Source organism: Polaromonas sp. P5_D5 (genome assembly GCF_054049435.1).
On the sequence record NZ_JBFUMJ010000002.1, the window covers coordinates 11,982 to 38,633 of the forward strand.

Genomic DNA, 26,652 nt, shown 5'->3' on the forward strand with positions numbered 1-26,652 from the left:
GGCGACAATCAGCGGTTTGTGCAACTTTCTTCCTCCTCCATGAATGTCAAGCCAATGACCCTGAGCCGCCGCCAGGCCCTGCTGCTGTCCGCAGGCACCGCCGCCAGCCTCGTGGCTCCAGCCGTATTGGCCCAAGGCCCTTCAGCGGGTTCTGCCGGCTCACCGGCCTCGGCCGCATCCGTTCCCGCCGGCATCTATCCTGAGCGCGCCGTCAAGATCGTCGTGCCTTTTGCCCCCGGCGCCGGCACCGACGCCATGGCACGACTGATTGCGCAAAAACTCGGCGAAACCATGAATGCCACCTTTGTGGTGGACAACCGTGCGGGTGCTTCCGGCGCTATAGGCACGCAGTATGTGGCGCAGTCCCCGGCCGACGGCTACACGCTGCTGCTGGTGGCCTCACCCTTCACCACCGTGGCGGCCTCCCTGCCCAGCGCCAATTACGACCCGCTGCGCCAGTTCACGCCGGTGGGCATGATCGCCAGCGGACCGCTGGTTTGGGCGGCCAACACCAAGCTGCCGGCCAACACCATGAAAGAGCTGGTCACGCTGGCCCGGCAAAAGCCCGGCGCGCTGAACTACGGCTCGGCCGGGGCGGGCGGTGTCAACCACCTCGTGCTTGAGTTGCTGAAAGCCCGTACTGGTACCTTCATCACGCACATTCCTTACCGCGGTGTGGCGCCCGCCACCATGGACATGATCGGCGGGCAGATCCAGCTGATCACAGGCACCATCCCGGCCCTGCTGCCTTTCATCAAAAACGGCAGCATCAAGCCACTGGCGGTAACAAGCGCCAAACGTTCAAGTGCCTTGCCCGACGTGCCCAGCATGACGGAAGCCGGCCTGGCGGGCATTGACGTTGTCAATTACTTCGCATTGATGGCACCCACCGGTACACCGCCAACCATCGTCAATGCACTGAACGCGGCCATCAACAAGGTCGTGGCTTTGCCCGAGGTGGTGGCGCGGTTCAAGGCCGACGCCGTGGAGGCCGCACCCGGCTCGCCCGCATTGCTCGGCCACTTCATCGAAGCCGACTACCGCGCCTGGCGCAACGTCGTTAAAACGCAGAATCTGAAGATTGAATAGGCCCCCACGGTCGCTCACTTCGTGTAGCTTCCTGCCCCCCGAGGGGGCCGCTCGCCTGCGGCCCGGCAAAGCCGGTTCCGCGGCTCATGCTGGCATGGCCGGCTCGCTTCGCATCGCCTTCTTCTCGTGCTTCTGCCCTTTGTCGGCGGAGTTCTAGTCCTGTCCCTCAGTAAGGGTGTCGAGCTGGAATTTGCCGCTCTTGTGCCAAAGCCAGGTGTCGGTGTAGACCACCTTGCCCATGCGCGTAGGCGCCGGGAAGGGGGACGCCTGCTGGATGGTGCGTTCGATCTCCGCTATCACTTCGGGTGCATGGCGCGGTGCGCGCATCCAGTCCAGGCGGGTGACGCGGCCGACCCTGTCGATTTCCACATTCAGCACACCCACGGCATACAGCAGCGGTGGCATGCGGCCTTTGTAGATACGGTCGGAATTGAGGCCGTAGATGTGCGTGGCGCCGTCTTCCCGGTAGGCGCGCGGTGTGGACGCCCCCGAACTTCTGGCGGAACCTTGCGGCCCCGCGATCGGCCCGATCACCGGGGAAGAGGGTTCCGGGGCCTTCGATGTCGGTGCTGCGGGTTCCGGCGCGGTCTTGCAGGCGCTCACCACTGCTGCACCGGCTGCAGAAAGCAGGGCCACCAGCCAGAAGCGGCGCGGTGTGGAGTCGGACATGTCTTGTCTCATCGTGCTTGCCTTTGCCGGCTTTTTGAGCGGCCGGCTCATTGAATTCTGTGTATACCTGCTATCACGCCCCGTAGCTGCCGGGGGCCAAGGTGGTGCTAAGGTGGCGTTCAAGGCATTTTGCCCAATATTTTGTCCACCCACCTGTCAAGTCGTCACCAATGGTTTCCAGTGTCTCCAGTCTGCAACTTGAAGACTTCCTGGCCCGCCTGGCCTCGGTGCCGGCGGTGCTGGTGGAGGTGGCAGAGGCGCAGGGCTCGGTGCCTCGCGAGGCGGGAACCTGGATGGCCGTCTTTCCCGATGCGCTGGTGGGCACGATAGGCGGCGGCCACCTGGAATACGACGCTATCGCCAGAGCTGGTGCGCTGCTCGCGGATGGCGCCGAGGGGCGTCAGGCGACAACCGTGCGCGTGGCGCTGGGTCCGTCGCTGGGCCAATGCTGCGGCGGCGTGGTGGAGCTTCGCTTTGAATGCGTCAGCGCGGGCGACACACAGGCGCTGGCCTTGCGGCTGGGTCAGACCGTGCTCACACCGGTGGCCCTGTTTGGCGGCGGCCATGTTGGCCATGCTCTGGTGCGGGTGCTCGCGCCTTTGCCGTTTTCGCTCACCTGGATAGACAGCCGCGACGGGGTGTTCCCCGCCAACGTGCCGCCACGTGTGGTGGCCGAACATTCCGATCCGGTGCAGGCCGCCGTGCCTGGCCTGGCGCCGCAGTCCCGTGTGCTCATCATGAGCTTCAGCCACGCGGAAGACCTGGACATCGTGGCCGCCTGCCTGCTGCGCCAGCGGGAGAAATCCGATTTACCCTACATCGGCTTGATCGGGAGCAAGACCAAATGGGCGGTATTCCGCCACCGCCTGGAAGCTAGAGGCTTCGCCGCGGGCGAGCTGGCGCAAGTGACGTGCCCCATCGGCGTGCCCGGCATTACCGGCAAGGAGCCAGAAGTCATCGCCGTGGCGGTAGCGGCCCAGCTGTTGCAAACCATCAACGCGGGTTGAGCGCGGCGCAGAAATTTTTCGGAGCTGAAGCCAAACTCTATAAACTTGGCGCGTCAGGCCGCAGCGGAGCCGGGAAGCCGGAGCTAACTTCAAGTTGGCGCCAGCTTCTTTTGTTCGCGGCCACGTTTTCTGCTTACAGCGCCCGCAGTGGTGAGCAGGTTGCACAAGGCAGCGCCCTCGCGTGCTGCATAGGTTGAGAGATATGGAAAACTACCTTCTCGACTGGGCCAACCTGCTGCTGCGCTGGGTCCATGTCATCACCGCCATCGCCTGGGTGGGTTCCTCGTTTTATTTTGTCTTTCTCGACAGCAGCCTCACGCCGCCCGAGGATGAAGACCTCAAAAAGCAGGGCGTGAGCGGCGAGCTCTGGGCGGTGCACGGCGGCGGTTTTTACCACCCCGTCAAATTTGCCGTCAAGCCGCCGCAGCTGCCGGCCCATCTGCACTGGTTTTACTGGGAAAGCTACAGCACCTGGCTGTCGGGCTTTGCGCTGTTCACGATTTCCTATCTGTGGAACGCCGGCACCTACCTCGTCGACAAATCGCTGATGAACTGGTCGCCCGGTGCGGCCGGTGCGGTGGCGCTGTCCTTCTTTGTAATTTTCTGGATGCTGTACGACGGCATCTGTCAGCTGTTCGGGCGCAAGAAAAACGGAGACGCCATCGTCGGCGCGTTGGTCGCGGTGCTGGTGTGCGCAGCCTCGTGGCTGGCCTGCCACTGGTTCGCCGGGCGCGCGGCCTTCCTGCTGGTAGGCGCCATGATGGCCACCGCCATGAGCGCCAACGTGTTCTTCTGGATCATCCCCGGCCAGCGCAAGGTGGTGGCCTCCATCAAGGCCGGCGAGCCGGTCGATGCGGTGCACGGCCAGCGCGGCAAACAGCGCAGCGTGCACAACACCTACTTCACGCTGCCGGTGCTGTTCGCCATGCTCAGCAACCACTACAGCTTTACCTGGAGCCACCCGCAAAACTGGCTGGTGCTAATCCTGATGATGCTGGCCGGCGCCGCCATCCGCCAGTTTTTTGTGCTGCGCCACGGCTACAAGCTGGGCCGCAACCGACACCCGTTGCCGTATGCGCTGGTGGGCGTGGCTGTCATCGCCGCCGTGATCGTCTGGATGAAACCTCCTGCCGCTGTGGATGCTATCAATTCAGTAGCTGGTGGCGCACAACCAGTGGGCGCTGCAAGCCAAAACAGCTTTCAACAAGTGCAGGCCATCATGGCCCAGCGCTGCTACCTGTGCCACGGTGCGCAGGTGCAGATGAAAAACGTGCGGCTTGATTCGCCCGAGGCATTGGCGCGCCACGCGACGCAGGTCTACCAGCAGGCGGTGGTCACGCGGCTGATGCCCATGAACAATGCCACGGGCATCACCGAGGCCGAGCGGCAGGCGATCAGGCAGTGGTTCGATGCGGGCGCCAAAACACAGTAAGCCGGGCAAGCCTTACCAGTTGCCCGCCAGCCCCGCAGCGCGTGTGGACGGCTTGCCGAAGTGCTGGGCCAGGAAATCCACAAAGGCCTTGACCCGCACCGAATGCTGGTGGCGGGCCGGGTACACCGCATGGATGTCGGCTGCCGGTGTGCGGTAGTTCTCGAGCACCTGCACCAGCCTGCCGCTGCGCAGGTATTTGGCGATGTCCCATTCGGCGCGCATCAAAATACCGTGGCCATCGAGCGCCCAGTTCACCGCAATTTCGCCGTCGCTGGTGCTGAGGTTGCCGTGCACCTTGATGGCCTGCGTGTGCTTGCCGGACGCCAGGCGCCACATGCCGTAGGCCTCGTCGCCCTGGCGTATGCCGATGCAGTTGTGCTGCGCCAGGTCGTGCGGCACCCTGGGTGTGCCGTGGCGGGCCAGATAGGCCGGTGAAGCGCAGAGCAGGCGGCGATTCGGCGCGATCAGCCGCGCAATCACGCGGGCGTCCGGCGGTTCACCGAAACGGACACAAACATCGAAGGCGTCTTCAGTCAGCGGCGGCGGATTGACCGTGAGCTGCAACTGCACTTCCACCTCAGGATGGGCTTTCACGAAACGCGAGATCAGCGGCGCCACATGGCTGCGGCCGAAGCCTATGGTGGCGTTCACGCGCAGCAGGCCCTTGGGCGCCGCCACGGCACTGGACACCTGCTGCTCCATGTCGTCAATGTCGGCGAGGATGCGGCGCGCGTGCGTGAGGTAAATCTCGCCTTCCTGCGTGAGGTTGGCGCGCCGCGTGGTGCGGCTCAGCAACTGCACCCCCAGCCTGGCCTCCATCTGCGCGAGCCGCTTGCTGACGGCTGCCGTGCTGACGCCGAGCTCGCGCGCCGTGGCCGACAGGCTGCCGTAGCGCGCCAGCAGGCTGAAAAAAGCCATCTCCGAGGGGGCTGTATTGACCGGATTCATTCATAACCTGTAGTTAACAGTGATCTTACTTTAAGAGGTTTTATTGCCTGTGCCAATCGCTACAGTGAGCAGATCACAACCGAGAAAACAGAGGAACCAACATGAAGACCTACAAGATCGCCTGCATCCCCGGCGACGGCATTGGCAAGGAAGTCATACCGGCCGGCCAGCAGGTGCTGCAAGCCCTGGCCGCCGCGCAAAAGAATTTCGCCTTCAGCTTCAGTGCTTTTGATTGGGGCGGCGACTACTTCCGCCGGCACGGCATGATGATGCCGGAGGACGGCCTGGACGCGCTGCGCGACAAGGACGCCATCCTGTTCGGGTCGGCCGGCGACCCGCACATCCCCGATCACATCACGCTCTGGGGCTTGCGCCTCAAAATCTGCCAGGGCTTTGACCAGTACGCCAATGTGCGGCCCACGCGCATCCTGCCCGGCATCGACGCGCCGCTCAAGCGCTGCACACCGGAGCAACTCAACTGGGTGATCGTGCGCGAGAACTCCGAAGGCGAGTACTCAGGCGTAGGCGGGCGCGCCCACCAGGGCCACCCGATCGAAGTGGCCACCGATGTGTCGATGATGACCCGCGCCGGTGTTGAACGCATCATGCGCTTTGCCTTCAGGCTCGCCCAGTCCCGCCCGCGCAAGCTGCTGACCGTGGTCACCAAGTCCAACGCCCAGCGCCATGCCATGGTGATGTGGGACGAGATCGCGCTGCAGATCAGCCGGGAGTTTCCGGACGTGACCTGGGACAAGGAACTGGTCGACGCCTGCACGGCCCGCATGGTCAATCGCCCCGCATCGCTCGACACCGTGGTCGCCACCAACCTGCACGCCGATATCCTGAGCGACCTGGCCGCTGCACTGGCTGGCAGCCTGGGCATTGCACCGACCGGCAACATCGACCCCGAGCGCCGCTTTCCGAGCATGTTCGAGCCGATTCACGGCTCGGCCTTCGACATCATGGGAAAAGGCCTGGCGAACCCTATTGGCACTTTTTGGAGTTGTGTCATGCTGCTGGAGCACCTGGGCGAAACCGGTGCGGCCGCGGTGTTGATGGCGGCGATTGAAAAGGCGACCGCGAACGCCGCCCTGCATACGCGCGACCTGGGCGGCAGCGCTACGACGGCGCAGGTCACCGAGGCCGTCTGTGCAGAGGTCGGCAGGCAGCGGCAACTGCAGGCCGCTTGAGCCTTTCAGTGAAAGCCGGTGCAACCCGGCTACGCATGCTGGCGAGTTTTCCGCTTCAGAAACATTCAGGAGACACACCATGAAAGTTGAAGTGAAAAAGTGGATAGGCATTTTCTGCATGGCCGCAGTGCCCGCCGCGATGGCGCAGACTGCCGCGCCCGCAGCGGGTGTGGTGTGCCCCGACAGGAACGTGCTGTACTGGCAGGCCTTTCCACCGGGTGGTGAGTCGGACCTGTCGGCGCGCCACCAGCAGGTCGTGCTCAAGAAAAAATGCCCGGCCGTCGACACCATCATCCAGTACAAGGCGGGCGCCGGCGGCGGCCTGATGTGGGGCCAGATGAACAGCCTGCCGGGCGACGGCCTCAATGTAGTGGGCATCAACCTGCCGCACATCGTGTTCCAGCCCATCGAGGGCGAGGTGCAGTACAAGACTGCCGACATCGTGCCGGTGTTCTGGTTTCACTACACCCCCGACGTGCTGGTGGTGCCCGAGAAAAGCCCGATCAAAACGTTTGCAGACTTCATCGCCGCAGCCAAAAAAGACCCCGGCAAGCTGAACCTGGGCGGCTCGGGGCTGAACTCCGCCAACCATGCGGCGCATGAGCGGCTCAACGCTGCCTTCGGCGTCAAGAGCACCTACGTGCCCTACAAGGGTACGGGCGACATGTCGATGGCCGTGATCGGCTCGCAGGTCGACGGTGCGATGACCTACACGCCGTTTGCCATCGGCAACAAGGGCAGGGTGCGCCCGCTGGCAGTCGCCATGGAAAAACGCCACCCGATGATGCCCGACGTGCCCACCTTCAGGGAGCTCGGTGTGGACTGGGTGGATGGCGCCTACCGCGGCATTGGCGTGCCCAAATCCACCCCGCTGGAGGCGCGCAGGCGCTTGTCCGACATGTGGGCCGTGCTGAACAACGACCCCGAGATGAAGGAACTCGCCGCCAAAAATGGCTTTGAACTCGTCAGCGTGGGCCTGGACCAGATGGACGGCTTCATGAAGGAGCGCATCCGTATCTACACCGAAGGTGCGAAGCGCCTGGGCCTGGGGAAAAAGTAGCTCCCGGCGCCGGTCGGTTATGGCTTCAACTCCAATGTCGGATCTTTGCCGTGAGATGAAAGTCCTGTCAGGGCCGCAAGACCGGGGCGTCAGTGGAGGCTGGTGGTGTTGGAAAGAAGGTTCAACACCACCACGCCGGCAATGATGAGCGCCATCCCCACCATGCCCCAGAGGTCAATCTTCTGCTGGTGAACGAAGAAACTGGTGATGCTGATCAGCACAATGCCCAGGCCCGACCAGATTGCGTAGGTCACGCCGGTGGGGATGGACTTCATCGTCACCGTGAGGAGATACAGCGCGGTGCCATAACCCGCGATGCTGATCAACGAGGGCACCAGGCGCGTGAAACTGTCGCTGGACTTGAGTGCCGTGGTGGCAATGACTTCGGCAACGATGGCGATGCCCAGGGCCAGGTAAGCGTTCATGAGGCTCTTCTTTCTGCTTCGGTGGATGATGGCTCATTCTAGGAAGCTGCCTTTCCGGCGAAATCCCAAACCCTCCCGCGTTGCCGGGTTACTGCCCGGTTACCACGGCACAATCCGGGGGTGGAGACATTTCAATGACTGCAGCCAAGACACCTACCCCCGGCACGCCCATCCCGGACGCCGCCACCCAGCCGCGCCAGTTCCTCGAGCACCTGTACGCCGCCGCCGTTGCGCGCGCGCTGCCGCTTGAGAACACCGCACGCTACCTGCCCAAACCGCCCACCTCCGAAAGCGGCGGCCGCACCATCGTGATCGGTGCGGGCAAGGCCGGCGGTTCCATGGCGCAGGCGGTGGAGGCACTGTGGCCCGCTGACGCACCGCTTGAAGGCCTGGTCGTGACCCGCTACCACCACATCCCGCCGCGCCCCGAGGGACTGAAACAGCGCATCGCGATTGTCGAAGCCGCGCACCCGGTGCCGGATGCGGCAGGGCTGGAAGCTGCACAGCGCATCCTGGCCATGGTGCAGGGGCTGGGCAAAAACGACCTGGTGCTGTGCCTGATCTCGGGGGGCGGCTCGGCGTTGCTGACCCTGCCCGCTGAAGGCTTGACGCTGGAAGACAAGCAGCGCATTAACAAGGCGCTGCTCAACAGTGGCGCCAATATTTCCGAGATGAACTGCGTGCGCAAACATCTCTCGCGCATCAAGGGCGGCCGCCTGGCCGCAGCCTGCGCGCCGGCGCGTGTGGTGACGCTGACCATCAGCGATGTGCCGGGAGACGATCCGTCCATCATCGCCAGCGGCCCGACGGTGCCCGACGCCACCAGTTGCGCCGAGGCGGTGGCCATCCTGCAACGCTACGGCATTGAAGTGCCCGGCGCCATCATGAGCCTGCTGGAGCAGGGCGCACTCGAAACCCCCAAACCGGGCGACGCGGTCTTCAAAGGCCATGAGGTGCACATGATTGCCACGCCGCAGCAAAGTTTGGAGGCCGCCGCCGCGGTAGCGCGCGCAGCCGGCCTGCAAGCGTACATCCTAAGCGACGAGATGGAAGGTGAGTCCCGCGAGGTTGGCAAGGTGCATGCGGCGCTGGCCCGTGCCGTGGCGCTCAAGGGGCAGCCCTTCAGCAAGCCCTGCGTGATCCTGAGCGGCGGGGAAACCACAGTGACCGTTCGCAAGCAAGCAGAAGGCACGCCGCGCGGCCGCGGAGGCCGTGCCGGCGAATTCTGCATGGGCCTGGCCCTGGCCCTGCAAGGCCAGCCGGGCGTGTATGCGCTGGCAGCAGACACCGACGGCATCGACGGTGTGGAAGACAACGCGGGTGCCTATGTAGCGCCCGACACACTGCAGTGCGCACTGGCCAAAGGCATGAAGCTGGACCAGTACCTGGACCGCAACGACGCCTACGGCTACTTCGAGCCGCTGGGTGGCCTGGTCATTCCGGGGCCCACACATACCAACGTCAATGACTTCCGGGCGCTATTGATTTTGTAGCTGCTCGCGCAGGTTCTACCTGCGCTGCGGGCCTGTTTGATACATAAAACAGGCGAAAAAAAGCCTCACACGGCTGTCAAACCACCCGTGCCGGGCGCCGCGCTGGTCTCGGGCGGATGCGTGACGATGGATTTGAGTTCCGGCCGTGCCGTCTGCAAAGTTTGCAAATCGGGTTGCGGCCTGCGCAAGGTATCGCTGGCTTCAAAGACCTGTTCCAGCGCCTGGCATGCGGCCAGCAGTTGCGCATCGGCGTGCAGCCGTCCAATCACCTGCAGTCCGAAGGGCATGCCGTGTTCGTCTTTGCCGCAGGGCAGCGCGAGCGCCGGGTTGGTGGCCAGGGTCACCACATAGGTCAGGCCCAGCCAGTGGTAGTAGTTGCGCATGGCCTGGCCGTCGATGTGGCCGGCATACAGCTCCGTCCAGGGAAAGGGTGTGACCGGCGTGACGGGCGCCAGGATGATGTCGTATTGCTCGAAAGCCTTGGCAAAGTGGCGTGAAATGCGTGTTTGCTCCAGGTGTGCCCAGGCGCGGTCCGCCAGCGTGATGGCGGCCGCGATTTCCATGTTGGCGCGTACATTCGGGCCCAGGGTTTCGGGAGCGTTGCGATAGGTGTCGGCGAATGCCGCTACAAAACTTTCTGCGCGCAGCGTGTCAAAGGCGCGGTCGGCATCGCCCAATTCAAGGTCTATCGGCTCGCAGCTCGCTACCAGCGGCCGGACGGCTTCCACGCGCTGGCGGAACACGCGCCGGATTTCCGGGTCCACGATGCACATGCCAAAGTCTTCCGTGGTGCCCACACGCAAGGTGGAAAGGTCCACCTGCTTCAAGGGCCAGAACGTGGAGGCATCCACCGGGTAGGAAAGCGGGTCGCGTGCGTTCGCGCCCACGCTGGCGGCAAAGAGCAGCGCCGTATCGGCCACGTTGCGCCCCATCGGCCCCAGCACGGAGATGACAGACCAGCCCAGCGGCCGGGCGTCGTTGGCCACCAGCCCGGGCGAAGGCCGCAGGCCGACCACGCCACAGAGCGAAGCCGGAATACGCAGCGAGCCGCCGGTGTCGGAGCCGGTGCAGATCGGCAGCATGCCGGCTGCCAGCGCCGCCGCCGAGCCTCCGGAAGAACCGCCCGCGTTGAGCGTGGGGTTGAACGGGTTGCCCGTCGCGCCCCACACCGGGTTGCGCGAGTTGGCGCCGGCGCCCATGTCGGGCACATTGGTCTTGGCCGTGACGATGGCGCCGGCCGCGCGCAGTTTGGCCACCAGTGCGTTGTCTTTGGCCGGCACGTTGCCGCGAAGTCCTATGTTGCCGTAGGTGGTGAGCAGGCCCGCGGTGTCCTGCAGATCCTTCACCCCCAGCGGCAGTCCGTGCAAAGGGCCCAGCGCCCCCCCGCGCATCACTTGCGCTTCGGCTTCGCGTGCACCCTCGCGCGCACGCGTGAAGTCGGTCGCGCAGATCGCGTTAATGGCGGGGTTGAGGCTTTCGATGCGGTCTATGCAGGCGTCCATCAGCTCCACCGGCGATACCTCGCGGCTGGCGATCAGGCTGCGGAGTTCGACGGCGGAGATGTCTGGAAGGGTGGAGTGCATATCAATGTCTTGTGTCGAAGGAAATGGTCATGTTCCGCCGCCGGGCCGCCCCAAGGCGGAACGCGCCCCCTCGGGGGGGCAGCGAAGCACACGAAGTGGCGAGCGTGGGGGCCAGGTCTCGCCGCCGGGCCGCCCCAAGGCGGAACGCGCCCCCTCGGGGGGGCAGCGAAGCACACGAAGTGGCGAGCGTGGGGGCCAGGTCTCGCCGCCGGGCCGCCCCAAGGCGGAACGCGCCCCCTCGGGGGGGGCAGCGAAGCACACGAAGTGGGGAGCGTGGGGGCCAGGTCTCGCCGCCGGGCCGCCCCAAGGCGGAACGCGCCCCCTCGGGGGGCAGCGAAGCACACGAAGTGGCGAGCGTGGGGGTCGTCATGACTAATCTGTTTTGATCTGGGAGCGTTCGGCCAGCGCCTTCATGCGCGCGATCTCGGCCGTCACCAAGCCGGACCAGTCGGGAACCGCGGTATAGCCGGGTTCGAAGCCGGCGGCCTTGAGCTTGTCCAGTGTTTCGGTGCTGGCCATCACCGTGGCCAGGGCCTTTTCCAGTCGGGCCTTGACGGGCGCCGGCAGGCCCTTGGGCGCCACCACGGCCAGCCAGGCGTTCATGTCGACGGCTGGGTAGCCGGCCTCGGCCATGGTCGGCACATTCGGCAGCAGGGCCGAGCGCTTGTTCATGGCCACGGCCAGCACGCGGATCTTTCCGGACTTGAGTTGCTGCGATGCGGCGACCACGGTGTCGAAAGACACCGGGATTTGGCCGCCGATCAGATCGGTCATCAGGGGGCCGGAGCCTTTGTAGGGCACATGCGTCATCTTCAGGCCCGTGGCCGTATTGAACATCGCGCCGGCGAAGTTGGAGCTGGTGCCATTTCCGAAACTGCCGTACAGGTATTTGTCCGGATTGGCCTTGGCCGCCGCCACGAACTGGTGCACGTCGGCGGCCGTGACCGACGGGTTCACCAGCATGGCCAGCGCCACTGAGCCCACCATGCCTATCGCCTCAAAGCCCTTGGCCGGGTCATAAGACAGCTTGGGTTGCAGCGCCGGGTTCAGTGTGAAGGTGGAGTTGGAGCTCACGAGCAGGGTGTAGCCATCGGGCTTGGCATTGGCCACTGCGGCGGCGCCTATGGCGGTGCCGGCGCCCGGCTTGTTTTCGACCACCACGGGCTGGCCCAGCTGGTCACCCAGGGCTTTGCCAAGGATGCGCGCCAGCACGTCGGCCGCACCGCCGGCTGGGAAGGGTGCGACCAGTGTGACGGGCCGCTCAGGAAACTCGGCCGCATGGGCGGGCCCGCCCACGGCGGCAAGTCCACAAAAAAAGACAGCGCTGGCGGCCAGCGTGCGGCGCATTGCTTTGAAAGACATGTGTTGCATGGTAGGCCTCGTTGAAGATTGGATCAATCGGAAGTGGGGATGCGGGGATGTGGGGGCGGGGCGATTCTGAAAAGCGGCTCCAGGATTAACGCAACCGGGCAGGTGACAGCCTGGAGGCTTCAACGCCTTGTAGGGCCAATTCTTCAGGCAGCGCCGCCTGGCGGATCAGCGCATCGGCCAGCGCACTTGCACCTGCCGCGCTCTGGATGCCGTAGCCGCCCTGCGCCGCGAGCCAGAAAAAACCGGGGCAGGCGTCGTCGTGGCCAATCACCATTTCCCCGTCGGGTACAAAAGAGCGCAGACCGGCCCAAGTGCTGGAAGGGCGGCGTATCGTCAGTGTCGACACACTTTCGATCTGGTGGATACCCATGGCAATGTCCAGCTCTTCAGGAACCACGTCGTGCGGAACCGTCGGATCCGCATTGGCGGGCGAGCCCAGCAGCTGCCCGGCATCGGGCTTGAAGTAATAGCTTTCGTCCACACCCACCACGGCGGGCCAGTGTGAGGCGTCCATGCCCTCGGGCGCCTTGAAGGTAAAGGCGCTGCGCCGGTGCGGCACCAGGCCGATGGGCTGCGCGCCGAACATGGCGGCCAGCTCGTCAGCCCAGGCGCCTGCGGCATTCACCACGGTTTTGGCGCGCAGCGTCTCGCCGTCGCTGAATTGCAGGGCCCAGCGCTGTCCGTCATGCGTGGCCTGTGTCAGTGTGGCGGCGGTGCGCAGCTCTCCGTCGGCGCCTGCCTTCTGGCGAAAGCCGCGCAGAAAGCCCTGATGCAGTTCATGCACATCCATGTCCTGCGCGCCTGCGTCGTACAGCGCGCCGTGCACCACATCGGGCCGCAGGCAGGGCACATGGGCCAGCGTGGTGTCGGCGTCCAGCGTCACCAGGCCGGGGCAGCTTGCGGACAGTTCCTGGCGGGTGTGCGCCAGTTCTTTTTCCTGGCCGTGCGTGGCAAGGTAAAGCACGCCCCGGGGCTGTATCAGCGCCGGGTGAAACCCTTCCGGCGGCCGTTCGTAAAACCCGCGGCTGGCACGCGTCAGTGCCCGCACCATGGGCGGGCCATAGGTTTCCATGAACATGGCCGCCGACCGGCCGGTGGAGTGAAACCCCGGCTGGGATTCACGTTCGACGAGCGCAACGCTGCGTTGCCCGGCCAGGCGCCAGGCCAAAGATGCGCCCGCAATGCCGGCGCCGAAGATCAGGATGTCAAATTCTCTCATTTGAGAATTCTCACATGCGAGAATCGTGCCTGTCCAGCCCATTTACCGGGATTTTTCGAAAAAAGGGAAAACACCATGCCTGCACGCCCCGCCCGCAACCCTGCCGCCGCCCCCGAGGCGGACCGGGTGCGGCTCGGTCTGAGCCTGCGCGGGCACCGCAAGGTGCGGCGGCTGACGCTCAAGGACCTGTCCGGCCGTTCCGGCGTCGCGCTGTCCACGCTGTCCAAGATGGAGTTGGGCCAGATTTCGGTCAGCTATGAAAAGCTGGCCGCCGTGGCGCGGGCGCTGTCGCTGGACGTGGGGCAACTGCTGGACGCGCGGGCCGCGGCGCCGGCCCCCGGCGCTGCAAAGCCGGTGGTGGTCTGGTCCGAGGCGGGCGGTGCGCCAGCCTACAGCTCTGGCAACTATGACTACGGCGCGCTGGCCGCCGGCTTTCCGGGCAAGCGCATGACGCCGATGCACGGCCGCATCGTGGCGCGCAGCCGCAGCCAGTTCCCCGACTTCATTCGCCACGCAGGGCAGGAGTTCGTAATCGTGCTGTCGGGCCGTGTGCGCATCGAGTTCGAGACCGGCGAAATCATCGAAGTGGGGCGCCATGAGTCGGCCTATTTCGACAGTGGCGTGGGCCACATCTACCTTTCGCTGGGCCGCAGCGATGCGCAGGTGCTGGTGGTGATGAGCGAATAGGGCTGCCTGGCCTTGTGTCTCGGGTTTGTACCCAGGTTCAGGTCGACAGCTTCTCCCAGGTCAGGTCAAATTTCAGCAGATATTTGCGCAACCGGTCCGCATCGTTCACCACGCTGCGCTGGGTACGTGAGACATTGAAGAGCACCCGCCCGGCGTCGCTGAGGGAAGCGCTTTTGCGGCAAACCTCAATCACGGCTTGAAGCTGTAGCTGTTCAAAGTAATCGAGTGTGTCCGCGGCGCCTCCCATTAATTCGGCGAGTGAGGCAGCGCCGCCGCTGGCTTCCTGTTCTGTGGCCTGCCATTGCCAGCGTAGCCGCGCGATCTCGGCCTCCACCAGGCTCGCGCCGATGCGGCCGTTGTCGCCCAGCGTGGCAAGGCGGGTGATGGATGCGCTCAAGTCCCGAAAATTGCCAGCCCAGATGGCCTCGCCCGATTGTGTAAATCGCAGGTAGGCTGCGCGGGCTTCGGCGGTCATGCGGGTTTTTCTGCCCAGATCTTCGGATGCGAGCATGAGCTGGTGGTCCATGTTGGGCTCGATATCCTCCCGGCGCTGGCTGAGGCCGGGCAGGGTGTAAGTCCACAGATTGATACGTGCAAAAAGGTCCTCGCGGAAGCGCCCGCGGGCGACTTCCAGACGCAAGTCCTTGTTGGTGCCGGCGATCAGCTGGAAGCTGCTTTCGACTTCTTTGTCGGCGCCTACGGGCAGGAAGCGCTTTTCTTCCACGGCCTTGAGCAGCATGGCCTGCTCGTCCAGGCCCAGCTCGCCAATCTCGTCGAGAAACAGCACGCCCTTGTCGGCGGTGCGCAGCAGGCCGGGACGGTCATTGGCCGCCCCGGTGAACGCTCCCTTCTTGTGGCCGAACAGCGTGGAGCCTGCACCGTCGCCGTGCAGCGTCGCGCAGTTCACGTCGACAAAGCTGCCGCTGACCTGGTGGCGTGACTTTTTGAGCTCGAAGATGCGCCGCGCCAGCATCGACTTGCCCGCGCCGGTCGGTCCGGTCAGCAGGATGGGCGCCTTGCTCTGGACGGCGATGTGTTCGATTTCCTCGATCAACTTGTTGAAGCGGGGGTTGCGTGTGGCGATGCCGCTTTTGAGGAAGGACACTGCATCTTGCTGCGCCACCGCAAGCCGCGTGTTGATCGCGTCATACCGCGAGAGGTCCAAGTCAATCAGTTCATAGCTGCCCACACCCTGGCCTTGCCGGCCCCTGGGCGGCGCCGTCTGCAACAGAACGCCGGGAATGAAGCGCGCCTCGACCAGCAGGAACAGGCAGATCTGCGCTACATGGGTGCCGGTGGTGATGTGCGCCCAGTACTCTTCGCGCTCGGTGTCGAAGGCGTAGGCACGCATCCAGTCATACAGCGCGCCATAGACCTCGCCGAAATCCCAGGGGTTGGCCAGGTTCATCTCGACCAGGCGAACCTCGGTGCCGGGCGAGAGCTGAACCACGTCTTCGCGCACCCTTTCGGCCAGCGCCTTGTTGCGCACGTCGTGCATCAGCTCCAGCCGGTCGACGATCAGGTCCTCATGCTGTGCGATCGACACCGTCGGCCGCCATTTCTCCCAACGGGAAGCACTCAGGCCCGAATCCAGTTGGGTACCCAGGAAACCCATCACCACTTTCTTCTTCATATTTCTAATGTACTAGCTTTAAAGCTAAAAAAATAGGAGAGATGAGTGAAGATGAACCGGTTATTTTTTGATTTTTATGAAAAATACTCAATTAAATCAATGATCTACGGTGATGGAGAAAAAGTTTTGAAGAGTTGGCACGCTGCCTGCAATACATAGTTCGTCACCACAACGGTGAATGCAAACAAGGAACAAGAACATGGCAAACACTCAACTATTTCAAAACAGCAAAGGCGCTTTCCCGTCTGCTTCCACCACTGTCAACGAGGCGGGTGGTGTGGCTTATGCTCTGGCACCTCGGCATGCGCTGGTGCAGTTGGCCGTCACCGGTTGCCTGAACAATGTTTACTACGCCGGTGCTGCCGAGCAACTGGACAAAGTGCTGGAGCTGGCTGCGCAGGTGGATGCGGGCTTCGTGGCCAAAACCGCCATCTATGCCCGTGAGCGCGGCCATATGAAAGACATGCCGGCGCTGCTGTTGGCCTCGCTGGCGACCCGCGATGTGGCACTGTTTGCCAAGGCGTTTCCTCGCGTCGTGGACAACGGCAAGATGCTGCGTAACGTGGTGCAAATTCTGCGTAGCGGCCGTGTGGGCCGTAAGTCAATGGGTTCGCGTCCCAAGAAGTTGGTGCAGGCCTGGTTGTGCAATGCAAGCGAGAAGCAGCTGCTGAACGCCAGCGTGGGTAACAGCCCGTCATTGGCCGACGTCGTGAAGATGGTTCACCCAAAACCGGCTGAGGCCTGGCGCGCCGCGTGGTTTGCCTGGTTGATTGGCCGTGACTTTGACGTGAGCCAGTTGCCCGAGGCGACGCGTGCTTTTGAAGCCTACAAAAAGGACCGCTGCGGTGCGGCACCCGATGTGCCTTTTCAGATGCTGACCGCGTTGAACCTGACCACCAACCAGTGGACCCAGATTGCCAAGAACGGCTCGTGGCAGATGGTTCGACAGAACCTCAACACCTTTGCGCGCCACGGTGTGTTTGGTACGACCAAGGCTGAAAAGGCCATTGCCGCCAAACTGCGTGATGTGCAGAGCATTGAGAAGGCCCGCGTGTTGCCCTACCAGTTGATGGCTGCCTACAAAGCGACGGATGAAACCGTTCCTCTGCAGGTACGTGAAGCATTGCAAGACGCGATGGAAATCGCGTTGAAGAACGTGCCCGCTCTGGTGGGTAAGGTGGTGGTGTGTCCTGATGTGTCGGGCTCCATGAGCTCGGCGGTGTCTGGACACCGTGGTTCTGCAACCAGTGCGGTGCGTTGTATTGACGTGGCGGCCCTGGTGGCTGCGGCTCTGCTGCGCAAGAACCCGGCAACCATGGTGCTGCCGTTTGAGCAGAAAGTCGTCAACTTGTCGTTGAACCCGCGTGACTCGGTGATGACCAATGCGGAGAAACTGGCTGCCGTGGGCGGTGGCGGAACCAACTGCTCGGCGCCGTTGGCCCTGTTGAACGCCGGTAAGGCCAAGGCAGACCTGGTGGTGCTGGTGTCGGACAACGAGTCATGGGTGGATAGCAAGCGTGCCGGTGCGACGCAAACCTTGCGTGAATGGGAAGTGTTCAAGCAGCGCAACCCGCAAGCCAGGTTGGTGTGTATCGACATCCAGCCTTACGCCCATACGCAGGCGCTTGAACGGCCTGACATCCTGAACATCGGCGGTTTTACCGATGAAGTGTTCAAGGTACTGGCTTTGTTTGCCGCGGGGGCGTTGGGAGCCGACCACTGGGTCGGATTGATAGACGAGCTGGCTTTGTAAGCCATGACTCGATGTGTTGAGCGTCGTCGCCTGAGGAATGCCGGTGTGATTACATCCAAACTGTTTCTATCACACAACTGTTAGTCCTCAGGCGGGGGCCTTTTTTAAAGATTGGCAAGAGGGTTTTCAAAAGCACGAATGCTGGCGGGATTACATTGGATATAGCCGGTTCGACTCTGGCCATGTGCATCACAGGAAACTGAATGCACATGAAAATCTCACCGATCCTTGTCGTGTTTTTGAAAGTTCTTGAAGAGAGAGCAAAAAGTTTTGATTGCCGGCGGCAAATGCGGTTGGAATTACAGCACTGTTAATGCCGAGGTCGCGGGTTCGAATCCCGCCGGTGCTGCAATGGGCTTGTGCCCGAGCCCATTGCAGCACCGTAGCTCAGTCTGGTAGAGCACGTATCCATTTCAACAATTTTGTTGCTGCTGGTGATCAAAAGGTTTTGGATGAATGCCCGTGAAATTACAGGTAGACGCGGCGTGCAAACGCTCTCGCGCTGAAAGGCGCGGGGTCTGGGTTCAAGCCCCAGCTTGGCAACAAGTGGCGGAATTTCATTTCACAAGCTCTAGTCATCCGTTTTTATTGAAAAAGGAAGAAAAACAATGAACTACCAACAACATGAAGTCACCGGCGGTGTGCCGGTCAAGATGTGGACCAACGGCGTACCGGTGGAAGCCCAGGCCCTGAAGCAGTTGGAAAACTCCGCCCGCCTGCCCATTGTGTTCAAGCACGTGGCCGTGATGCCCGACGTGCATTACGGCCTGGGCGCGACCATCGGCAGCGTGATCCCGACCTTCAAGGCGATCATTCCAGCTGCGGTGGGCGTGGATATCGGCTGCGGCATGATGGCCTGCAAAACCACGCTGCGCGCCGAAGACCTGCCTGACAACCTGGGTCCGCTGCGCTCGGAGATCGAAAAAGCCGTGCCGCACGGCTCGGCGCCCAAGACCTATCGCAGGAATGGTTCAGTGCGAGAAGTCGGCGCCTGGACGAATCCGCCCAGCGCGGCAGATGCGGCCTGGGGCCAGCTGGTCGAAGAGTTCGAGGCAATCTGCCTGGACTACCCACGCCTGAAGAACACCAACAACCACCGCCACATGGGAACGCTGGGTGGCGGCAACCACTTTGTCGAGGTGTGCCTCGACGAAGGCGGCGGGGTGTGGATCATGCTGCACAGTGGTTCGCGCGGGGTGGGTAACGCCATCGGTACGCACTTCATCGAGCTCGCGAAGAAAGACGCCGAGCTGCACCAGCGCAACCTGCCCGACAAGGACCTGGCCTACCTCGAAGAAGGTTCGCAGTACTTTGGCGACTATGTGCGCGGTGTGGGCTGGGCGCAAAAATTTGCGCGCCTGAACCGCGAGGTGATGATGCAGGCCGCCATTGGCGCGCTGCGCAAAGTGATCAGCAAGCCCTTCGAGACGCACCTGGAGGCGGTGAACTGCCACCACAACTATGTGCAGAAGGAAACGCACTTTGGGCAAGAGGTGTTTGTGACCCGCAAGGGTGCCGTGAGCGCCAAGGCGGGAGAGCTCGGGATCATTCCAGGCAGCATGGGCGCCAAGAGTTTCATCGTGCGCGGCAAGGGTAACCCGGACAGCTTCATGAGCTGCAGCCACGGAGCAGGTCGCACCATGAGCCGTACGCAGGCCAAAAAGCTGTTTACGGTGGACGACCAGATCAAGGCTACCGAAGGCGTGGAATGCCGCAAGGACGCGGAGGTGATCGACGAGATCCCGATGGCCTACAAGGACATTGACGCCGTGATGCTGGCCCAGAGTGATCTGGTGGAAGTGGTTTACACGCTCAAGCAGGTGGTGTGTGTCAAAGGTTGAGGGAGGGGGGCAAAAGGACAACGCTCTGCAGGCATTGTCCGGTCCTGCCCTGACGGCTCTTCGGGCAAAACTTGCCGAAGCAGGCTGCGTATTTGATTTTGCTGTTTACACGCTGGAGAAAGGCATTGATCCTTCTGCGGCGCTGCATCGGTGCGCGCTGGAGCTGCTGTTCGCGGACGTACGGGAGCGATGGTTGGTAAACCACCAGGAGGCCATCAAAAAATTTCCGCAATTTAGTGCGTCGAATTTTCATCAGCTCGACTACGACTGTGCCGCTGCGAGTCCGGAAATTTTGCCGGTGGAAAAAGTACAGGACCTCTTTTCCTGCGCGGCGCATCCAGCCGGTGCGCCTTGTTTGTTTTTGAGTTTTAGTGACCCACCTTACGGTTTCATGAAAGATGCTGACGCGAAGGCGCTGTTTGATCGGTGGTGTCAAATTTTAGGTTTGATCCCGGGCCATCTTCCTGAGGTGATCGACTGGGTTGGTGATCCTGATCTTGAACCATCGCGCAGCCAATGGAGTAACTATTTTGAAGCGGGAAAAGAGTGGTGGGGCATTTGGTGCCTGACGGTGTGGAACCCTGTTAACCGGACCTTGAGCGTGCTTGCCGCCAGCGCAACTGACTGATGATGAAAGAAGAAAAACAATGATTGAACTCGATGGCTCGCAAGGCGAAGGCGGCGGGCAGATTCTGCGCACGGCTCTGGCGCTCAGCTTGGTCACGGGCAAGCCGTTTCGCATGAACAACATCCGTGCGAAGCGGCCCAAGCCCGGCCTGATGCGCCAGCACCTGGCCTGCGTGAACGCGGCTGTGGCTGTGGGCGGCGGCGGCGATGAGACTTCTGCCGTCAATGCCACCGGTCAGGCCGTGCAGATTGGCGAAACCACGTTGCTGTTCACGCCAGGTGAGGTGCGCGCGGGCGACTACGAATTTGCGGTCGGCTCGGCAGGCAGCTGCATGCTGGTGCTGCAGACCGTGCTGTGGCCGCTACTGCAGGCCGAGGCGGCTTCGACGCTGCTGCTCAGCGGCGGCACGCACAACCCGATGGCGCCGTCGTGTTCCTTTCTGACCGCGCTGGCGCCTTATTTCGCCGGCAGCGGCGAGGCACTGTTTGACATTGAACTGCGCCGCCACGGTTTCTACCCGGCGGGAGGCGGGGAGGCGCGCGTGCGCCTGAACCCGCCCGCGCACGGCTTTTCGGCCATTCACCTCATGGAACGTGGCGCGTTGGTAGAGGCATACGCCGAATGTCTGCACGCCGGCCTGCCGAGAGGTGTGGCCGAGCGTGAGCTGGACGTGTTGCGCAAGGGGCTTGGCTGGCAGGAAGACTGCCTGCGCGACCGCGGGCTGCGCAGCAACGAAGGGCCGGGCAATGCGCTGCTGGCTGTCCTGCGCTATGAAAACATCACCGAGGTCTTTGCTGCCTATGGCGAAAAGAGCGTGAGTGCCGAGCAGGTTGCCCGCCGTGTGCTGCAGGAAGTGAAGGATTACCAGGCACACGAGGCGCCGGTAGGCCCGCACCTGGCAGACCAGCTGATGATTCCCATGGCACTGGCGGGCCTGCAGGGTCGGATGGGTCGCTATTGGGCGACGGAGCTGACCGAGCACACCCGCACCAATGCGCGGACCATCGAAGCCTTCCTGCCTGTGAAGTTCTCATGCGAGCCATGCGGTGGCGGAACGGTGATTTCGCTGCAGATGTGATGAATGGCTGGGTCATTCCTGGCCGATGCATGCCAATATGAAAACTGCGGGACGTTGCTGGTGTTGAGTCCGGAACCAGAGAAGCCTTACAGTATGGGCTGGTCGCATGAGGAACCTGCATGTCCAACGGCAAAAATACACTACCATCCGGCGCCCCCGATAAAGCCCAGATCGAGAACGCGATCGAAAAGGTCAATCGGCAGATCAAGATTCTGCGGGCCTTCAAAATATCGGTGACGCAAACCGGCTGGGATTCGAGCGTGGAGTCCCTGCAAAAGAAAGTCAACACCACCCTGGCCGACAGCTTTGGCGTGGGCACGCCCGAATACCGGCAGTTTGCCGTCGCGATACAGGATTTTCTGCTGGACAAGACTTTCGGCGACCGCTTCACGGACGACGAACGCCAGCAAAAAGTCAGGCAAGGGATCGATCTGGCCATCATGCGCGTGAATGCGGCCAAGAAGCTGCTGAGCGACTACCTCGATGGCACTGCAGCGCCGATAGTGGAGCCGGTTGCGGAGGCGAAACCGGTGCCACCGCCCCCACCACCGCCCCCACCAGCACCAGCACCAGCACCGGAACCAGCACCGGAACCGGAACCGGAGCCGGAACCGGAGCAGATCTCCACACCTTCACCTTCCATTCCAACGAGGATGCCCATGTCCAAGACCGATCTCTCTTCCGCCACCGCGCCGCAAGCCGTGTCCGGTTCTCGCGTGGCCATCCTGGGCCTGGGCGGAGATGCCGTGGGCGACGCGTGCCAGTTCATGGAGCAGCTGGGGCTGGAGGCGGCGATACTCGACGCCGTCACCATCGACCAGCTGGAGGGGCTGCGCAATGTGGCGTTTTTGCTGCTCCTGCCGGGCAACAAATCCGATGCGCCAGCGGCCATGCTGGCCATCGGGTTCATGCTGGCCGCGCTCGGCCGTAACCGCATTGCCTGCCTGCTGTCCGAAGACGACGCCTTGCCGGATGTCCTGAAAGGCGCTACAAGCATTTCGGTCGACGAGGCCGGATTGTGGCGGCTGCTGCTGGCACGTGAAATGAAGCGGGCAGGCCTGGAAGTGGATCTGAACCTTGCCATGTGAGTGGCGCCCCGGCGGCATGAGTGGTGTCAGCGTGCCGTGGGTTTCGTTACTGCATCGTCAGGCAGCATGGCAGTGTCTCTTTGCATCAAGGCACGGACCAGCCAGGTAAACCACGCAGCGGCAATCGCTGCTGCAATCCAAACCAGCATCTGCCCCAGGCGCGCCTGATCGTCCAGCAGGTAGGCGTTGCAGACGCGTACCGGCGAAGTTTCATACAGGTTGCCCACGACTGCCATCATCGGCAGCACATTGCCCAGAAAGAAACCCTGCACCAGCAGGCCCGCCGCTTGCCAGGACAGGCGCACGGCGGCGCCGCAGGCCAGCAGGGCCAGGCATTTCAGGATTTCGATGCGGCCGTCCACCAGCGCAAGGTCTAGTACGCGGGGGATCATCAGGATCGCGAGCACCACCGCGGCAGCGAACAAACCGCTGATGCCGTGGGCATTCCAGAGCCCCAGGCGAGCCAGCCAGCGCCCCGGCAGTGCAGTGGCGAGCAGATAGCCGGCCAGCGCCAGCAGGGGATACTGCACCAGCATATGAAGTGTCATGCTGGCTTCCAGTCCATGCCGCAGGCCGGGCAAGGCCAGCAGGCAAAGCAGGGCGACGGCCATAACCGCCAGGGTGCCGCGCGAGGGAGGCGCCAGCCTCTTCATGGCGGGGCAGCCTGCGCAAGGTGCTGCGCATAGTCGAGCGCGAGCTGCTGTTCCGCGTAGTCAAAAATGCGAACCAGCCGGCCTTTCTGGTCGATGACCAGCAGCGCCGCGTTGTGTTCAAAATCGCCGCGGCCATCAGGAACCACCACGACCTGGAAACCCGCCAGCAGGCGCTGGGTGTCCCGCGGGTCCTGCACACGCACAAAGCGCCACAGCGCCGGGTCAGCGCTCAATCGTGCTGCATAGGCCTGCAGCACGGCGGGGCTGTCGTGACGCCCATCGAAGCTGATCGACAGCAGCTTGACCCTGCCGCCGCGCTCCTGCCTCGCCTGCAATATCTGCTGCATTTGCTGGAAGCTGCTGCCCATCGCCAGGCAGACGGTCTGGCAACGTGTGTAGATGAAATCCACCAGCGTGACGGACTGCCCGTCGGCGAGATGCTGCGACAGTGCCTGAGAGGCGATGCCGGGCCCGTCGACGCTGACTGCGGGGGTTGCGACAGGTCGCAGTGCAACTTCGAGCCGACGGGCGCCCTCGGCGGTCCAGACCTGAAAGTCGTGCGTCAGCCACGCGGCGGCGGCGTAACCCGCCAGGGCCAGCATGACGCTGAGCAAGGCGGTGCGAAGCATCAGGGCTGGCCCACCACGCTTGCTGCCCCTTCAGCTCAGGAGCTTTTGGCCGCCAGCGCCTTGAGCTCGGCAGCGCCGTTGAACGGTGTGGTGCGCGTGCCGGCCTTGCGTTCGGCTTCAAACAGCTCGGGCTTGACGGCCCCCGCCTTGTTGGACCATTCGGCGCGGACGTAGCTCGCCACCGCGGCCAGTTCGGCATCGCTGAGCTGCGCGAAGGCCGGCATGGCGCCCTTGAAGGTGTTGCCCATGACGGTGATCTCGCCCGTGACGCCGTGCAGCAGGATGTTGGCCACGGTGCGCTCGTCGCCGGTGACCCATTCGGAGCCGTCCAGCGGTGGAAACACCCCGGGCAGCCCTTTGCCGGTGGCCTGGTGGCAGGCCACGCAGTTGGCGGTGAACAGCTGTTTGCCGTTGGCCGCAGCGCCCGGCGCGGGGCCCGAGAGGTCCGCCAGGGTGCGCTTGTCCCCCAGGTCGGCGCGGCCGAAAGAGCCGGACAGCACGATGTAGCCCGCGCCCCACAGCACCAGGGCCAATGCCCCGACCAGGAAGATCAGCGGGATGGGCTGGCTTTTTTCGGAAGGCTCGGCCTGTTCCCGCTCCTGGGCCCGGCTTTCAGATGTCTTGTCGTTCAGCATGGGATGACCTTGTGTGGCTCAGGGCTTGGGGGCGGGTGGCAGCACCGGGTAGGTGTGGTTCAGGCCCTGCAGGTACTTGACCAGGTCCAGCGCCTGCGGCGAAGGCACGACCACCTGGCCGATGTTCGGCCCGTAGGCGGGTGGCAGGGCCAGCGGCTGCTCGCCCTCGCTTTCGGCGTCTTTGGCGTCCTTCACCGTGAAAAGATAGGGGTAGGACGGCATGATGGAGCCGGGCACATAGGCGCGCGGCTGGTACAGGTGGCCCAGGTGCCAGTCCTTGCTCGGCTGGCGCGCCCCGATGTTGAAGAGGTCCGGCCCGGTGCGCATGCTGCCCAGCAAATGCGGCCTGTCATAGAAGTAATCGCCCGGCACCGAGGCCCGGCCCCAGCCGCGCTCCGCGTCGGGGCCGAAGTTCCGGTCACGCGGCTGCTGGCTGTGGCAATAAACGCAGCCATTGGCAATGTAGACCTCGCGCCCGCGGAGTTGGGCGCTGGTGTAGTTTTTCAGCTCCGGCGGCGGTTTGATGTCGCGTACCTGCATGTAGGGCATCACCACCAGGGCCGCCGTGGCGATGCCCAGGGCCACCATGGCGCCCGATGCCAGCTTGACTTCATTTTCCATGAGCGGCTCCCATTTCAGCGCTGCGTGCGTCGTTGGGCCAGAAGAGGGCGGCGCCCGCGCGGCCCGGCCCGAAGCGAAGCGCCATGGCCAGGAAATGGCCGACGAACACCAGATGGCTGAGTACCATCAGGCCGCCGCCCACGGATCGCCATTTCAGGTAGGGCAGGGTCAGCTCGACGGAAGCCATGAAGGGCTGGGCGGCATCCAGCATCGCCACACCTTGAAGCCAGCCGCCGATGGTGAGCCCGACAAAATATATCGTCACCCCGACAGCCGCCAGCCAGAAATGCAGGGTGATCAGTTTCGGGTACGGCCACTCCCAGTTCAGCACCCGGGGCATCATGAAATAGATGGCGCCGAACAGCACCATGGTGACGAAGGCATAGGCGCCCAGGTGCGCATGGGCCACCGTGAAATGGGTGAAGTGGGTGATCTGGTTGACGCTGCGCAGCGCCTCCAGCGAGCCCTGCAGCGATGAGGCAAGGTACATCAGCCCGCCGAACATCATGAAGCGCAGCGTCGGCGAATAACGCGCCAGGTGCATGCGCCCCTGCAGCGTGGCGCCCATGTTGATGCTGAAGGCGATCACCGGAATCACCATCATGACGCTCTGCACGATCGACAGCGTGATGAGCCAGCCGGGCACCGGGCCGCCGATGAGGTGGTGGCCGCCGACCTGGCCGTAGAAAAACGCCAGCGTCCAGAAGCCCAGCAGCGAGAGGTTGTAGGAGCGTATCGGCCGGCCGATGATTTTGGGCAGGAAGTAATAGATGGCGCCCACGCTCACGGGCGTGAACCACAGGCCCAGCACGTTATGCCCATACCACCAGTTGGTGGTGGCCTGCTGCACGCCGGTGTGCACGCCGGGCATCTTGCCGACCAGGAAGAGCAGGGCAATCCACAGCAGCGCCGCCGTCATGTACCAGACGCTGACGTACAGGTGCGAGACCTTGCGGTTGACCAGCGTGAACAGCACCGGCAGGATGACGAGGGCAAAGCCGGCGAACATGAAGATCGCGATCTGCCATGGAATTTCCAGGTATTCCATGCCGTCGTTCCAGCCGGTCGCGATGGCGCCTATGCCGCCGGCGATGCCCATGTTGATGAGCGCCCCGCCCAGCATGACCCAGATGGCGCCGTAGAGCCGGGTGCGCAGCAGTCGCGGCAGCAGCCACACGATCATTCCCAGCGCCGCATTGGTGATCCAGCCGTAGAGCACGCCGGTCAGGTGCACGGTGCGTATCCGGCCGAAGGTCAGCCAGGCATAGTCGGTGAGCCAGTCGGGCTCATGCAGCTTGATGGACGACACCAGCCCCGCCATCGAGCCCACGATGAGCCACAGGCAGGCAAAGGTGATGAACATGAACACCGGAAACGCGGTGGAGCGGTCGGACGTGATGCGGTCCAGCAGTTCGGCGGCGTCGGCCGCGTGCGTCTTGATGCCGCCTTCCTTCGCTACCTTCTGCATTGACGCCTGTGCCGCGTCCTGTAGCGCGGGGTCGTCGACCTGGCCGATCTCGCCGTGCGCGAAGATGACGGAAGCCGCGACAGGGTTTTCTTGCAGCAGACCTTTGCGCAGCGACCAGATGAAGACAAAGAGTCCGATGATGGACAACAGGAAAGCACCCAGAAGGCTGAGGGCGGCGCTGTCCATCATGCAGCTCCCGCAGGCAACGCGCGCGGCATCGTCGGGTTCTCATTGCCCGCGCTCCGGGTTTCCAGAAAAAGCGGTGTCAGCCATCTGAACGACTGAGCCGGTCCGCCGCTTGTGCATGGTGCAACTGTCATGATTTCTCCGGTGTGAAAACCCGCAGACGCCATCTGCTGCCTGGCGCCGGTCGGGTGGGGCCGCGAGAACTTGCCGCAGGTGTTCCATACTACGCCTTTGATGGCTGCCAGCCTGGACGCCAGGCTGTATTC

Annotated in this window: 23 protein-coding genes and 1 pseudogene; 12 read left to right on the top strand and 12 right to left on the bottom strand. The window is 63.3% G+C overall.

All coding sequences use genetic code 11. From position 1 onward, the window contains the following. Nucleotides 1–39: 39 nt before the first annotated feature. Nucleotides 40–1,089 carry a tripartite tricarboxylate transporter substrate binding protein gene (locus tag ACXJKE_RS06745; protein ID WP_457279823.1) on the top strand — a complete coding sequence of 350 codons (1,050 nt, stop codon included), beginning with the start codon at nt 40–42 and terminating at the stop codon, nt 1,087–1,089. A gap of 153 nt (nt 1,090–1,242) precedes the next feature. Here the strand turns inward: ACXJKE_RS06745 and ACXJKE_RS06750 are convergent, their stop codons facing one another. Further along, nucleotides 1,243–1,758 (bottom strand): hypothetical protein, encoded by a 516-nt coding sequence (locus tag ACXJKE_RS06750; RefSeq protein ID WP_457279824.1) that lies wholly within the window; start codon nt 1,756–1,758, stop codon nt 1,243–1,245. Nucleotides 1,759–1,928: 170 nt separating this feature from the next. Between ACXJKE_RS06750 and xdhC the strand changes: the two genes are divergently transcribed. Further along, nucleotides 1,929–2,765: a xanthine dehydrogenase accessory protein XdhC gene (xdhC, locus tag ACXJKE_RS06755; protein ID WP_457279825.1), complete on the top strand. Its 837-nt coding sequence runs from the start codon at nt 1,929–1,931 to the stop codon at nt 2,763–2,765. Between the two features lie 202 nt (nt 2,766–2,967). Beyond that, complete coding sequence (locus tag ACXJKE_RS06760) at nt 2,968–4,197, top strand: urate hydroxylase PuuD (protein ID WP_457279826.1); 1,230 nt, start codon at nt 2,968–2,970, stop codon at nt 4,195–4,197. A gap of 12 nt (nt 4,198–4,209) precedes the next feature. Here ACXJKE_RS06760 and ACXJKE_RS06765 read toward each other — a convergent pair whose 3' ends face one another. Further along, the gene (locus ACXJKE_RS06765; RefSeq protein WP_457279827.1) at nt 4,210–5,145 is read right to left on the bottom strand and encodes a LysR family transcriptional regulator; all 936 of its coding nucleotides are present in this window, start codon (nt 5,143–5,145) and stop codon (nt 4,210–4,212) included. A gap of 101 nt (nt 5,146–5,246) precedes the next feature. Here ACXJKE_RS06765 and ACXJKE_RS06770 point away from each other — a divergent pair, with 101 nt between their 5' ends. Together ACXJKE_RS06770 and ACXJKE_RS06775 are read left to right on the top strand one after the other, a co-directional pair. Further along, entirely contained in the window at nt 5,247–6,335 is a 1,089-nt protein-coding gene (locus tag ACXJKE_RS06770) for a tartrate dehydrogenase (RefSeq protein ID WP_457279828.1), read from the top strand. Between the two features lie 79 nt (nt 6,336–6,414). Further along, nucleotides 6,415–7,395, top strand: coding sequence for a tripartite tricarboxylate transporter substrate binding protein (locus ACXJKE_RS06775; protein ID WP_457279829.1), 981 nt, complete (start codon nt 6,415–6,417; stop codon nt 7,393–7,395). Between the two features lie 89 nt (nt 7,396–7,484). On the opposite strand, the gene ACXJKE_RS06780 is transcribed toward ACXJKE_RS06775, so the two are convergent. After that, complete coding sequence (locus ACXJKE_RS06780) at nt 7,485–7,820, bottom strand: DMT family transporter (RefSeq protein ID WP_457279830.1); 336 nt, start codon at nt 7,818–7,820, stop codon at nt 7,485–7,487. Nucleotides 7,821–7,954: 134 nt separating this feature from the next. Here ACXJKE_RS06780 and ACXJKE_RS06785 point away from each other — a divergent pair, with 134 nt between their 5' ends. Continuing rightward, nucleotides 7,955–9,313 (top strand): glycerate kinase type-2 family protein, encoded by a 1,359-nt coding sequence (locus ACXJKE_RS06785; protein ID WP_457279831.1) that lies wholly within the window; start codon nt 7,955–7,957, stop codon nt 9,311–9,313. Between the two features lie 65 nt (nt 9,314–9,378). On the opposite strand, the gene ACXJKE_RS06790 is transcribed toward ACXJKE_RS06785, so the two are convergent. From ACXJKE_RS06790 to ACXJKE_RS06800, 3 genes are all read right to left on the bottom strand, one after another. Then, complete coding sequence (locus ACXJKE_RS06790; protein ID WP_457279832.1) at nt 9,379–10,896, bottom strand: amidase; 1,518 nt, start codon at nt 10,894–10,896, stop codon at nt 9,379–9,381. 372 nt (nt 10,897–11,268) lie between these two features. Beyond that, the gene (locus ACXJKE_RS06795; RefSeq protein ID WP_457279833.1) at nt 11,269–12,267 is read right to left on the bottom strand and encodes a Bug family tripartite tricarboxylate transporter substrate binding protein; all 999 of its coding nucleotides are present in this window, start codon (nt 12,265–12,267) and stop codon (nt 11,269–11,271) included. An 85-nt stretch (nt 12,268–12,352) separates the two neighbouring features. Further along, a complete protein-coding gene (locus ACXJKE_RS06800) occupies nt 12,353–13,486 on the bottom strand; it encodes an NAD(P)/FAD-dependent oxidoreductase (protein WP_457279834.1) in 1,134 nt (377 codons plus the stop codon). A 75-nt stretch (nt 13,487–13,561) separates the two neighbouring features. On the opposite strand from ACXJKE_RS06800, the gene ACXJKE_RS06805 reads away from it, so the two are divergent. Continuing rightward, nucleotides 13,562–14,173 carry a helix-turn-helix domain-containing protein gene (locus ACXJKE_RS06805; RefSeq protein WP_457279835.1) on the top strand — a complete coding sequence of 204 codons (612 nt, stop codon included), beginning with the start codon at nt 13,562–13,564 and terminating at the stop codon, nt 14,171–14,173. 103 nt (nt 14,174–14,276) lie between these two features. Here ACXJKE_RS06805 and rtcR read toward each other — a convergent pair. Further along, nucleotides 14,277–15,806 (bottom strand): annotated as a pseudogene (rtcR, locus tag ACXJKE_RS06810) (RNA repair transcriptional activator RtcR); the annotation flags it as partial. Between the two features lie 199 nt (nt 15,807–16,005). Between rtcR and ACXJKE_RS06815 the strand changes: the two are divergent. The 5 genes from ACXJKE_RS06815 (at nt 16,006) to ACXJKE_RS06835 (ending at nt 22,194) form a co-directional block, all read left to right on the top strand. Beyond that, nucleotides 16,006–17,559 carry a vWA domain-containing protein gene (locus ACXJKE_RS06815; protein ID WP_457279836.1) on the top strand — a complete coding sequence of 518 codons (1,554 nt, stop codon included), beginning with the start codon at nt 16,006–16,008 and terminating at the stop codon, nt 17,557–17,559. Between the two features lie 608 nt (nt 17,560–18,167). Beyond that, nucleotides 18,168–19,400: an RtcB family protein gene (locus tag ACXJKE_RS06820; protein ID WP_457279837.1), complete on the top strand. Its 1,233-nt coding sequence runs from the start codon at nt 18,168–18,170 to the stop codon at nt 19,398–19,400. Beyond that, a complete protein-coding gene (locus tag ACXJKE_RS06825; protein ID WP_457279838.1) occupies nt 19,387–20,028 on the top strand; it encodes a hypothetical protein in 642 nt (213 codons plus the stop codon). The genes ACXJKE_RS06820 and ACXJKE_RS06825 overlap by 14 nt, the downstream gene beginning before the upstream one ends. A 19-nt stretch (nt 20,029–20,047) precedes the next feature. Continuing rightward, nucleotides 20,048–21,106 carry an RNA 3'-terminal phosphate cyclase gene (rtcA, locus tag ACXJKE_RS06830; protein ID WP_457279839.1) on the top strand — a complete coding sequence of 353 codons (1,059 nt, stop codon included), beginning with the start codon at nt 20,048–20,050 and terminating at the stop codon, nt 21,104–21,106. 119 nt (nt 21,107–21,225) lie between these two features. Then, nucleotides 21,226–22,194 (top strand): hypothetical protein, encoded by a 969-nt coding sequence (locus tag ACXJKE_RS06835; RefSeq protein ID WP_457279840.1) that lies wholly within the window; start codon nt 21,226–21,228, stop codon nt 22,192–22,194. 26 nt (nt 22,195–22,220) lie between these two features. Here ACXJKE_RS06835 and ACXJKE_RS06840 read toward each other — a convergent pair whose 3' ends face one another. From ACXJKE_RS06840 to ACXJKE_RS06860, 5 genes are read right to left on the bottom strand one after another with little or no spacing between them, the layout of a single operon-like run. After that, nucleotides 22,221–22,847 (bottom strand): hypothetical protein, encoded by a 627-nt coding sequence (locus ACXJKE_RS06840; RefSeq protein WP_457279841.1) that lies wholly within the window; start codon nt 22,845–22,847, stop codon nt 22,221–22,223. Further along, the gene (locus tag ACXJKE_RS06845) at nt 22,844–23,476 is read right to left on the bottom strand and encodes an SCO family protein (RefSeq protein WP_457279842.1); all 633 of its coding nucleotides are present in this window, start codon (nt 23,474–23,476) and stop codon (nt 22,844–22,846) included. Before ACXJKE_RS06845 ends, ACXJKE_RS06840 begins: the two co-directional genes overlap by 4 nt. 35 nt (nt 23,477–23,511) lie before the next feature. Beyond that, nucleotides 23,512–24,111 (bottom strand): c-type cytochrome, encoded by a 600-nt coding sequence (locus ACXJKE_RS06850; RefSeq protein WP_457279843.1) that lies wholly within the window; start codon nt 24,109–24,111, stop codon nt 23,512–23,514. 18 nt (nt 24,112–24,129) lie between these two features. Further along, a complete protein-coding gene (locus ACXJKE_RS06855; protein WP_457279844.1) occupies nt 24,130–24,732 on the bottom strand; it encodes a cbb3-type cytochrome c oxidase subunit II in 603 nt (200 codons plus the stop codon). Next, nucleotides 24,722–26,386: a cbb3-type cytochrome c oxidase subunit I gene (locus ACXJKE_RS06860; protein WP_457279845.1), complete on the bottom strand. Its 1,665-nt coding sequence runs from the start codon at nt 26,384–26,386 to the stop codon at nt 24,722–24,724. The genes ACXJKE_RS06855 and ACXJKE_RS06860 overlap by 11 nt, the downstream gene beginning before the upstream one ends. Nucleotides 26,387–26,652 lie beyond the last annotated feature (266 nt).